This is a genomic window from Cohnella sp. GbtcB17 (assembly GCF_019091135.1).
Classification (GTDB): Bacteria; Bacillota; Bacilli; order Paenibacillales; family Paenibacillaceae; genus Cohnella.
In genome coordinates this window covers 82,738-93,557 of the sequence record NZ_JAGXJW010000032.1, presented here as the reverse complement: position 1 = coordinate 93,557, position 10,820 = coordinate 82,738, and the positions used below count along the sequence as shown (strand labels likewise).

Sequence of the window (10,820 nt, the reverse complement as noted above, 5' to 3'; positions counted from 1 at the left end):
CAGGTCGTCAACCTGATGCAGGACCTGCAGCAGAAGTTGGGGCTGACCTACCTGTTTATCGCGCACGGCCTGCACGTCGTCCGCCATATCTCGGACCGGATCGCCGTCCTGTACCTGGGCAGGATCGTAGAGATTGCGCCGAGCCGCGAGCTGTTCCGGCGTCCGGCCCATCCCTATACGCGAGCGCTCATCGACTCGATTCCGCACCCGGATCCGGGGCTTCGGACCGAGCCCGCCGCCATCCGCGGCGAGATCCCGTCCCCGGCGCGTCCGCCTGCAGGCTGCAGATTCCACACCCGCTGCCCGTTCGCGACGGACAGATGCCGGTCAGAATCGCCCGACCTGCTGCCGCTGGACGGCGATCGCTCGGTCGCCTGCCATTATTCGCTGCAGTAGGCGACTGGGCGCTGCAAGCGAGAAAAGCACCGCTGGAGAGACGCGTTCGGCGCTGACGAGCGCTGCAAGCGATGAATCCGCCGCAGGAGCGGCACCTCTCAACGGCACCGAGGTGCAAGCGACAAAACTAATTTGCAGAGAGGCCGGTTAAAGTGGGAAAGTAGACGAAACGAGCGATTTACTTCAAAGGAGGATTTTCATATGAGTCTACTGGATCGGCTGTACGAGGAGCTGGCGAGCGCGGAAACGGAGATCGTCGGCTGGCGACGGGAACTGCACCGGCATCCCGAGGTCTCGTTCTCCGAGCGGCGCACGCCGGCGTTCGTCGCGGACAAGCTGCGGGAATTCGGAATCGAGACGCGAACGGGCGTAGGCTGGCGGGAGGAGCTTGATCTCGCTAAAGAAGGCACGGATAGTTTGCCGGGCGGCGGCGTAGTGGGCTATATCCGCGGCGGGCGTCCCGGCCCGACGTTGGCGTTGCGCGCCGACTTCGACGCCTTGCCGATCCAGGACGAGAAGGACGCGCCCTACCGCTCCACGGCGGACGGCGCGATGCACGCCTGCGGCCACGACGGCCGCACGGCCGTGCTGCTTGGCGTCGCGCGCGTGCTGCAGGCGCACCGCCACGAGCTGGCGGGCAATATCGTGCTCCTGTTCCAGCACGCGGAGGAGATGCCGCCGGGCGGCGCCCGGTTCATGATCGAGGACGGCTGCCTGGACGGCGTGGACGAGGTTTACGGCATCCATCTCTCCTCGGAGATCCCGCTCGGCCGCGCCGGTCTTCGCGCCGGCCCGGCGATGGCCGCGGTCGACGCCTTCAAGATCAAAGTCATCGGCAAAGGCGGCCACGGCGCGCGGCCCCACGACACGGTCGACGCCCTCGTCATCGGCAGCCAGATCGTCGGCGGCCTGCAGCAGATCGTCAGCCGCCGGGTGAATCCGCTCGCGTCCGCCGTCGTGTCGGTCGGCGTGTTTCGCGCCGGAACGGCCTTTAACGTCATCGCGGGCGTCGCCGAGATCGAAGGCACCGTGCGCACCTTCGATCCGGCGCTGCGCGCGAAGATCGAGGCGGACGTGCGCGCGATTGCGGAAGGCATCAGCGCAGCCGGCGGCGCGCGCTGCGAGATCGGATACGCGAACGGCTATCCGCCGCTCGTCAACGATCCGAATAAAACCGAGACCGCCCGCCAGGCCATCGCAGAGGCGCTGGGCGAAGAGGCGTTCATCGCGCTCGAACCGGTCATGGGCGCTGAGGACTTCGCCTACTACCTGGAGCAGCGGCCGGGCGCGTTTATCCATGTCGGCGCGCGAAATGCGGACGAACGCACTCATTTTCCGCACCATCATCCCCGCTTCGATATCGACGAGCGCGCGCTGCTGCAAGCCGGCAAGCTATTCCTGGCCCTGACGCTGGCCGAACGTCCAACGTCCTGACGGCGCAAAAAGGCGCCGGGGACGCACACGAACAGGAGGCGGCCCGGTGCCCGATTGGAAACGCAACTTATACATTCTATGGATCGGCTTATTTCTGAACCATCTCGCTTATACGCTGTCCGTCCCCTTTTTCCCGCTGTTCCTCGAACACGATCTTGGCATCGGCCGCGGACTGGAGGCCTGGTCCGGCATCTCCATCTCGATCAGCTTCCTGATCAGCGGCCTGTGCGCGCCCTTCTGGGGCTCGCTCGCCGATCGGTTCGGCAGCAAGCCGATGCTCGTGCGCTCCGGCGTAGGCCTCGGACTCGCGCATCTCGCCAACTACTTCGTATACGACCCGTTCTCGTTTATCCTCGTCCGGATCTTTCAAGGGTTGATGGCCGGCTTCAGCCCCGCCGCCTTGACGCTGGTCGGCTCCCGCACGCCCGAAAAGCACGTCGGCTACGCCCTCGGCGTCATCTCGACTTCGACGGCCGCCGGCAGCATCCTCGGACCCCTGGCGGGAGGCGCGCTTGCGCATGGGGTAGGCCTGCGGGGCTGCTTTATCGCGTCGGGCATCATCACGCTGATCGCCGCGGCCCTCGTGCTGGCGGTCAAGGAAGTTCGTGAGCGCCGCGCTCCGGTTCGCCAGAGCGTCCTGCAGGACATCCGCCGCGCCGCCGCCACGCCCGGTCTGCCCGCCGTCTACGCGCTAATTCTGACGGTGTCGACATCAGTGCTCATTATAGAACCGCTGCTGACGATATACGTCGTGCGGATCGGCGCCGCCGCCAAAGACGCCGCACTTAGCTCGGGCATCGTCTTCTCCGCCGTCGGCGCGGCGACGGTGATCATGGGGCCTTACTGGGGAAAAGCAGGCGGGAGAATCGGGTACAGCAAAACGCTGTTCATCGGACTGCTGGGCGGCGGCATCGGCAGCTTGCTGCAGGCCTTCGTGCAGAATATCGCCGGCTTCGCGCTGCTTCGCTTCGGCTACGGGCTTTTCTTCGCGGCCGTTTATCCCGCCATGAACGCGCTCGTCGTCCAGTACGCCGACAAGGATTTTCGCGGGCGCGCGGTCAGCCTGAGCCAGTCGGCCAGCCAGTTCGGCATCGTCGCAGGACCGCTGCTCGGCGGTCTGCTCGGCGGCTGGACCGGCATTCCCTTCATCTTTATCCTGACCGGCATCGCCCTGCTCGGAGCGGCCTGGTATGTCAAAGCCGGCAAGCTGGCTTGATGTGCGACTGCAGCTTACTCATTCGCGCGTTCCGCTCGTCTCCGCTTCGTCCACTCAGTCTATTTTTCCGCCGTTCGTACGATATGCACAAGCCATCCCTTGCGGTCGCACATACCATATCGTGCAACTCAGCAAAGGAGGAGTAACTTCATGACGCGTCTATTGGATGCCAGAACCTCGCAAAATAAAAGCTATTCCGACCTTGGTTCGACGACGATACTGCCGGCGAACACGATTACGCCGATCGGAGTCGTCGGCCTGAATACCGCCGGGGCGAGCGGCAACATCAGAGTACAGTTCTCGGCTATCGCCGAGCTTCGTCTGCCCGAACCTTTAACGCCCGATACGGTCACGACGATCGCCATCGTACGCGGGACGGACTTGACGGGCACGCCGGTCGCCTACGCGCTCTACGGAACCGGCAACACCGTATCGCCGATACAAGTCGTCACGATTATCGCATCCGACTACAATGTGCCTAATCCATCGTCCAACGAACTCGTTTATACTTTATTTTTATTCTGCACGTCCGAAGCGACGCGAATCGGCATGGAAAGCTTTAACGCGATCGCTTTCTCGGATTAGAGCAGACCCTGTCGTTAAGGAAGCGTCGTCTCCTGAATCGCGCGCTGGTGGTACAACCGCAGCACTGAATCCTCCATCGGCGGATTGGACAGTCCGAACCGGATGTCGCGGAAAAGCCGCTGCAGCGGATGCGTCTGGGCCAGCCCGTGCGCGCCGGCGATGCGAAGCGCCTTGTCGGCGACGGAGAGCGCGGTCCGGATCGCGAAGACCTTGACCGCGCCGAGCTCGGCGATGCCGGCGGCTTCGTCGGCGACGACGTGCTCCCACTTCGAGGCGACGCTATACATAAAATGCCGCGCAGCCGCCAGCTCGACGTCGATCTCGCCGATGAGCGCGCCGATATGCGGCAGATGAATGATCGGCCGGTCGAGCGTATTGGGCTGGTACGAGGCTGCGAAATTGAGTGCCTCTTCGCGCGCCGCGCGCGCAGCCCCGAGATAGCAGGCCGGCACGTGGAGCAGATGCGGGTTGGCCTGCCCCGCGCGCTTGCCTGCGGTCGCGCGGTAGACGAGCGCCTCGGCCGGCAGAACGACTTCGTCCAGCACGAGATCGTGGCTGCCCGTGCCGCGCATGCCCATCATGTTCCAGACCGGATCGACGGAGACGCCGGGCACATCCATCGGGATCAGGAAGTCGGCCGGCCCTTCCGTATCCCCTTCGATCAGGGTCGTGTTGACGACGACCAGGTCCAGCACCGGTGCGAGCGACGTGAACGTCTTGCGTCCCCGTACCATATACCCGTCACCATGCGGCTCGGCCGTCGTCTGCATTTTGCCGCCCCGCGTCGGGCTGCCCGTTCCTTTTTCCGTTGCCGCGCGATTCATAAGCTTGCCCGCCGCAATCGCCTGCAGAAACGGTGCCAGTTTGTCCTCGCTCCACGACTTCTTGGCGGCCAAATCGCCGACCGTACCCATATGCCAGCCGATCGCCAGCGCCAGCGCCGGGTCGCCCATGGCGATCCGCTCCTGATAGAGGACAAGCTCGTAGACCGACATGCCCGCGCCGCCGTACGCCTCCGGCACCGCCCAGGTCGTGTAGCCCGACGCCCTAAGCCTCTCCGCCGATTCGAAGGCGAACCCGCCCGCCTCGTCGACGGCCTGGGCCAGCGGCTTGAACGAATCCGCCATCTCTCCGATCAGCGCGAGTCGCTCCCGCTCGGCCGCCGTCCTCGCAAAGGTGTCCGTCATCGTCGATTCCTCCACTTCGTCTCTGTCTGTACGTTGCTTATGAGCCTAGCATGTTCCGGGGGGCGGATCAAGCGGCGCCAATCGTGTAAAAAGACAGCCCTGCGGAAGCAGGACTGTCGGTGGATTCAAGACTCAGATGTTATCGAACAGCCACGCCTGCACTAGCATAGCCTTGTATGGTATTTACCAGGCTCAGGCCAGCTGCTGTAGCCGTATAGACCATAAGTAGACGTGTCTGCGTCGTCACGGGAATCGAGAGCCCCGTCGTGATTCCGGTCGTAACTGACCCTAAAGCCAGTACGCCTGAGTAACCAGGAGCCAGGGTTACCATTGCGCCAGGAATCGGCGTGAATACATTATTAGGCGTTGAAGACGAGTACAGCTGGGCGGTAATGGTTACAGTTGTACCGACGAGAGAAAGCGCCGCAGTGTTGGTAAAAAAAGCACTGATTGAAGTGATCGTACCGTCTCTTGGCATACTGAAGCCGAAGTTCAACAATGTACCTGGTCCGCCTGTGAGATCGATATTCCCGCCGAATAGAGGGACTCCCGAGGCAGAGTTGCCGAATCCGATCAATGCACTCGTGCCTTGAAGTCCCCCCGCTATGGTCGTCACCATTACTGGCAGGCCGGAGGCGTAGGGGATAATAGTATCTGCGCCGGAAGAGCCTGGGGCGCCAGTATCGCCTTTGTCACCCTTCGGGCCTTGCGGGCCGGTTGCCCCAGCAGGTCCGGCAGGGCCTTGGGCGCCATCCGCGCCTTTGGCTGCGATGAGCAGATATTCAGGAGAAGCATCCGGCGTTCCTGTTGGCCCTGCAACCAGTGCAACATATGTGGATCCATTATAAGTTACCACTCGGTATTTCGGATACAACGGAGCTTGCACCGCGTTGAATGCCTCTACGCCTTCAAAGCCCGCGCCGTCAGCCCCTTTCGCGCCAGTCGCTCCGGTAGCACCGGTTGCGCCAGTGTCGCCCTTATCCCCTTTCGCGCCGGTCGGGCCGACAGGACCCGCAGGGCCTACGTCGCCTTGATCGCCCTTCGCGCCCGTGTCGCCTTTCGCGCCTGTCGGACCGGCAGGACCGACAGGGCCTACGTCGCCTTGGTCACCTTTTGCGCCCGTGTCGCCTTTATCGCCCTTCGCGCCTGCCGAGCCAGTATCTCCCTTGGCGCCTTGTGGGCCAGTCTCGCCTTTATCGCCCTTGTCGCCTTTCTGACCGGGCGTGCCAGGATCACCCTTCTCGCCTGGATTGCCCTTGTCGCCTTTCTGACCGGGCGTTCCGACGTCACCTTTCTCGCCTGGATCGCCCTTGACACCATTCTGACCGGGCGTGCCTGGGTCACCCTTTTCGCCTGAATCGCCCTTGTCGCCTTTATCCCCTTTATCGCCTTTGGCACCCTTGGCCACGATCAGCTTATAATCTGCCGAGGTATCGGGTTTGCCTACGGGTGCTGCTTTCAACACAATGTAGACCGAACCGTCATACAGCACGATTTGGTACTGCGCATAGCTTGCAGCGGCCGACGCGCTATAATCGACGGCCACATTCAGACCTACCCCATCCGCGCCTTTCAAGCCGGCAGCGCCCGTTGCCCCCGTATCGCCCTTATCTCCTTTATCGCCCTTATCGCCTTTGTCGCCTTTCGCGCCGGTCTCGCCCTTCGTGCCCGTTGAACCGCCAGCAGCGGTGCCGCCAAAGCTTAGCTGAACCGTCTGCGTTTTCTGGTTCCAGCCAACGTCGGCGCCAAAAGCCGTTGCGAACAGGCGGATCGGAATCAGTACGCGACCGTCTGTAACCTGTGCCGGCGCTTGCAGACTGACGGTTTGAACTCCGCTGTCCGTCGTAACGGTAGCGGTGTTCTCGCCTACCTTGACTACGACCTTAACGCCGTCCTTGACTGCAGTAATCGTCTGTGAAGCATTATCCCAGTTAACGCTCGTGCCGAGCGTGCCGTTAATGTCCTTCATCGGTACCAGCACAGTGTTGTTAACCAGTACGGGAGACACCTCGTACTTGATATTCGAGCCGTTGACGTTGAGCGTCACGCCGCTGGCAGCGCTCACGGGGGCGGCAACCAGGGTTGCGGCGAGCAGCAGCAAGCCCGCGGCGGACTTCGTTTTCTTCATTACCACGAATTCATCCTCCAGACGATGACTTTTGATATTTTTGCGATCAGTCCGACAAGATCTAGAAATCTAAATTTTTCCTAAACCCTAGTTAAGAGTTTAACAAAAATTCGACAGATTTATATATAAATTTAATTGCTCTAGTTTCCTGAAACTACCTATTAAAATCTTCGAATGCTAGTTTTAAATCGACCCACCTGACTTGCTTTGCACCCTTTTTGCATGTTCCACCCGTTTAGGGGTATGAATGGTATTAGAGAAATTCGATCGGGGAAGGGCGGGCGGACCGGCATGGTGCGTGTGTTAGTGGTAGATGACGAGGCGAGCATATCGGAGGCGGTCGCCTACGCGCTAGGGCGCGAGGGTTATGAGGTGGACACGGCGGTCGACGGCGTCGACGCGTTGGAAAAAGTGGAAGCGTGGCGGCCGGACGTGATGGTGCTGGACGTGATGATGCCGCGTATGGGCGGATATGAGGTTTGCCGCAAGCTGGACGGCAGGGAGCGTCCCGCGATCCTTCTGCTCACCGTCAAAAACGACATCGTGGACAAGGTGCTCGGGCTCGAGCTGGGGGCGGACGATTATATGACGAAGCCCTTCGACATCCGCGAGCTGCTCGCTCGCGTGAAGGCGCTCGCCCGCAGAATGCAGGATCACGCGCCAGCCCAGATGGCACCTGCGGCGGCAGAAACGGTGCGCCTCGGCACGCTCGCGATCGACGCGATCGCGCGGACGGCGCGCGTGGACGGGCAGGCGATCGACCTGACGCCGAAGGAATTCGACCTGCTCAAGCTACTGGCTGCGAACCCCGAGCGTGTGTATACGCGTGAGGCGCTGCTGGAGCTGGTATGGGACATGGACTTTGCGGGAGGAACGCGGACGGTGGACATTCACGTCCAGCGGCTGCGGCGCAAGCTCGGCGAAGCGCAGAGCCTCATCCAGACGGTTTTCGGCGTCGGCTACAAGAGCGCCAGGCCGTCCGAATGAGCCGGGGCGTGCGCATCGGACTGCAGGGCAAGCAGTCGCTGCTGCTCGCGCTGCTGTTGGCCGCGATCGTCGCCGCGCTCAGCATGCAGGTGCTGTCCGGCATCCGGGAAGACCAGAAGGAGCGGCTTGAGCAGACGTTCGCCCGCCAGGCGGAGGCCGCGAATCTGCGCGTGCGCGACGCCTTTCTGACCGGCGAGCGCGTCGAGGCGAAGCCCTTTATGGAGAAAAACGCACAGCGGCTGGCCGTCGACCTGGGCGAGCTAAGCGGCATGCCGGTCACGCTCTACGATACGGACGGCGCGATCGCCGGCACATCGCTGCCGATCCAGCCGCGCACGGACGCGTCCGACGCACTCGCTTATACCGCACAGGGGATGTCCGCTTATATTACGGAAGGCGACGCGCTCTTATACCTCGCTCCGCTCTACAATGCCGACCAGTTGCTCGGCACGGTTCAATTTCACGCGTCGCTCGCCGACCAGAACGCGTTTTACGAGCGCATCCGCGATCTGTTCCTGTACGCGGGACTCGCGGTGCTCGCGGGCGGCTTCCTGGTCGGCTATCTCTTCGTCCGCCGACAGGTGAGCGTCATTCGCCGGCTGAACCGGGCGGCCCAACAGATCGGACGCGGCGAATACTTGTCAGCCGCGCCCGTGAAGCGCCGGGACGAGCTGGGCGAGCTGGCCGAAGGCATCTTCGACATGAGCGGCAGCATCTCGTCATCCGTGGCGCAGCTTCACGATGAGAAGCGCAAGCTCATGGAGGCGATCGCGCGGCTGACGGAGCTTGAGCGCCAGCAGAAGCAGTTCATCGGCAACATCAGCCACGAGCTGAAGACGCCGCTCACTTCGATTCGTGCGTATGCGGATCTGCTGGAGATGTACGCGGACGATCCGGCGCTGCTCGGCAGAGCGAGGGAACGCATCGGCGCGGAGGCCGCGCGGCTGTACGAATTGGTCGAAAAGGCGCTGCAGCTGTCCGCGATGGACGTGTACGACTTCGAGACGAAGGCGGAGCAGGTGTCGATCGTGCCTTTATTAAAGGAAGCGGCCGAGCGCATCCGGGTCAAAGCCGACGCCGCGGGCATTCGCTTGACGCTGGATCTCCAGGAAGGCAGCGTCTGGGCGGATCCGGACAACCTCATGCATATCGTACTGAACCTGCTCGACAACGCGGTCAAGTACAACGTCCCGGGCGGCTCGGTCGCGCTGAGCAATCGGCTGGCTGCGGGCGAGACTAGCGCGACTCGCGCGCCGCGCATGATCGTCGAGGTCGCCGATACCGGCCGCGGCATTCCGCCGGAGGCGCAGCCGCGCGTCTTCGATCCGTTCTACACGGTCAGCGGCGACCGCTCTCGCGCCACCGGCGGCACCGGACTCGGGCTGTCGCTCGTCCGCAGCCTCGCGGAGAAGCAGGGCGGCGCCGTCAGGCTGGTCGAGTCCGGCCCGAACGGCTCCCGATTCGCGCTCGAGCTGCCGGTCCGGGAGCCGAAGCGCGAGTCGTAAACGGCGCGGCGAATTGTTTACAACTTCGATACAAGCCGGATATGGCTTCGATATATCGCGATTCTATACTGATCTCAAGACAGGGACGACGGACGCAGGGCAGCGCGGTAGAAGCGCCGCGGCGCAGCTGCTCCCTGGCGAGATCCACATCAGTCAGGAGGACCTGTCCATGCCGAACAAAAAAGGAGAGATCGCCGTTAAGCTCACGCTATTGCTCATGCTCGCCATCGAACTGACAGCCTGCAGCGCCAAAAACGGCGAGCCGATCCCCGTCGCCTCCGGCGCGAGCGCCGGGCAGACGGACGATGCGTCCGCCGCGCAGGGCGCAGGCGGCGGCAAGCGCAAGCTGACCGTCGTCAAGGAGACGGACGCGCCGAAGCGCAGCGACGTGGCGATCGAACGCATCCATCGCTTCGAGGGCGCGGCGATCGACGCCTGGCTCTCGGACGACGCGCTGCGGGTCACGACGACGAAGCTCTTAAAGCCGGGTACCGACACGGAAGAAGCGAAGTTCAGCTATGCGGCCGAGATCGTCGATCTGACGAACGACGCCCGCAAGCCCGCAAAGCTGCCCGAAACGGAAGGCAACACGGCTGCACTTGTGAAGGAAACCCTGTCTCCCGACGGCAAATTCGCCTTCGTACAGCAGTGGAAGGATAAATATACGGCCCGCAACTTCATCAAAAACGTCGCGACCGGCGGCATGACCGAGATCCCGGGCGCCAACTATCTCGAGTCGGGCGGCTGGGTCGACGAAGGCACGTACCTTCTTGCGGCCGGCTCTATGGAAGGACGCGGCGACATCCTGGCCGTCAAGACGGACGGCACCGTATCGAAGGTGACGCTCGACGATCCGCAGATCGAACTGTTCACGAAGTTCACGGCGTCGCACGGCCGCGTCTACTACACGGATCAGGCGCAGAACCTGAAGACGCTCGCCTACGGGACCGCGACGAAGCCGACCGTGCTCGCCACAGGCGTATCCGGCTTCGAGATTGCGCCGGACGGCGCCACGATCGCCGTATCGACGGGCCCCGGCCAAGATGGAGCTGCAGCGCAGCTGCTCCTCTACGGCGCGGACGGACGCCAGCAAGGCGCCGCGATCGGCAAAGGGGACCTGATCCCCTACATGAGCTGGTCCGCCGATGCCGTGAAGCTCGCCTTCGCCGTTTACGCGGAAGACCGCAGCGGCATGAACGGCGTGTACGTGTTCGACGCGGCTTCGGGCACGGTCGTGCCCGTCGTCCCGAACGCTTTTCCCCAATATCCGCTCAGCTGGAACCCCTCCGGCACGCGGCTAGGCGTCACCGCTTCAGGCAAGGGCGACCTGCCCGTCACGGAAGTCATCGATTTTAAAAACCAACAAACCCCTTAAGGAGATG

Annotated in this window: 9 protein-coding genes; 7 read left to right on the top strand and 2 right to left on the bottom strand. The window is 62.8% G+C overall.

Annotated features, from left to right (window positions below):
• The 4 genes from KVT38_RS18495 to KVT38_RS18480 form a co-directional block, all read left to right on the top strand.
• Nucleotides 1–396: oligopeptide/dipeptide ABC transporter ATP-binding protein (locus KVT38_RS18495; RefSeq protein ID WP_217595222.1), on the top strand; the 396-nt coding region annotated here is incomplete at its 5' end.
• Nucleotides 397–597: 201 nt separating this feature from the next.
• Nucleotides 598–1,830 (top strand): M20 metallopeptidase family protein, encoded by a 1,233-nt coding sequence (locus tag KVT38_RS18490; protein ID WP_217595221.1) that lies wholly within the window; start codon nucleotides 598–600, stop codon nucleotides 1,828–1,830.
• Nucleotides 1,831–1,876: 46 nt separating this feature from the next.
• The gene (locus tag KVT38_RS35560) at nucleotides 1,877–3,046 is read left to right on the top strand and encodes an MFS transporter (protein ID WP_217595220.1); all 1,170 of its coding nucleotides are present in this window, start codon (nucleotides 1,877–1,879) and stop codon (nucleotides 3,044–3,046) included.
• 150 nt (nucleotides 3,047–3,196) lie between these two features.
• A complete protein-coding gene (locus KVT38_RS18480; RefSeq protein WP_217595219.1) occupies nucleotides 3,197–3,631 on the top strand; it encodes a hypothetical protein in 435 nt (144 codons plus the stop codon).
• A gap of 14 nt (nucleotides 3,632–3,645) precedes the next feature.
• On the opposite strand, the gene KVT38_RS18475 is transcribed toward KVT38_RS18480, so the two are convergent.
• On the bottom strand, nucleotides 3,646–4,818 hold the full coding sequence (locus KVT38_RS18475) for an acyl-CoA dehydrogenase family protein (protein WP_217595218.1): 1,173 nt from the start codon (nucleotides 4,816–4,818) through the stop codon (nucleotides 3,646–3,648).
• Between the two features lie 139 nt (nucleotides 4,819–4,957).
• The gene (locus tag KVT38_RS18470) at nucleotides 4,958–6,946 is read right to left on the bottom strand and encodes an exosporium glycoprotein BclB-related protein (RefSeq protein ID WP_217595217.1); all 1,989 of its coding nucleotides are present in this window, start codon (nucleotides 6,944–6,946) and stop codon (nucleotides 4,958–4,960) included.
• A 291-nt stretch (nucleotides 6,947–7,237) separates the two neighbouring features.
• Between KVT38_RS18470 and KVT38_RS18465 the strand changes: the two genes are divergently transcribed.
• The 3 genes from KVT38_RS18465 to KVT38_RS18455 all read left to right on the top strand — a co-directional run bounded on the left by KVT38_RS18465 (nucleotide 7,238) and on the right by KVT38_RS18455 (nucleotide 10,813).
• A complete protein-coding gene (locus KVT38_RS18465) occupies nucleotides 7,238–7,933 on the top strand; it encodes a response regulator transcription factor (RefSeq protein ID WP_217595216.1) in 696 nt (231 codons plus the stop codon).
• On the top strand, nucleotides 7,930–9,438 hold the full coding sequence (locus KVT38_RS18460; protein WP_217595215.1) for a sensor histidine kinase: 1,509 nt from the start codon (nucleotides 7,930–7,932) through the stop codon (nucleotides 9,436–9,438). Before KVT38_RS18465 ends, KVT38_RS18460 begins: the two co-directional genes overlap by 4 nt.
• A 169-nt stretch (nucleotides 9,439–9,607) precedes the next feature.
• Entirely contained in the window at nucleotides 9,608–10,813 is a 1,206-nt protein-coding gene (locus tag KVT38_RS18455; RefSeq protein WP_217595214.1) for a TolB family protein, read from the top strand.
• Nucleotides 10,814–10,820 lie beyond the last annotated feature (7 nt).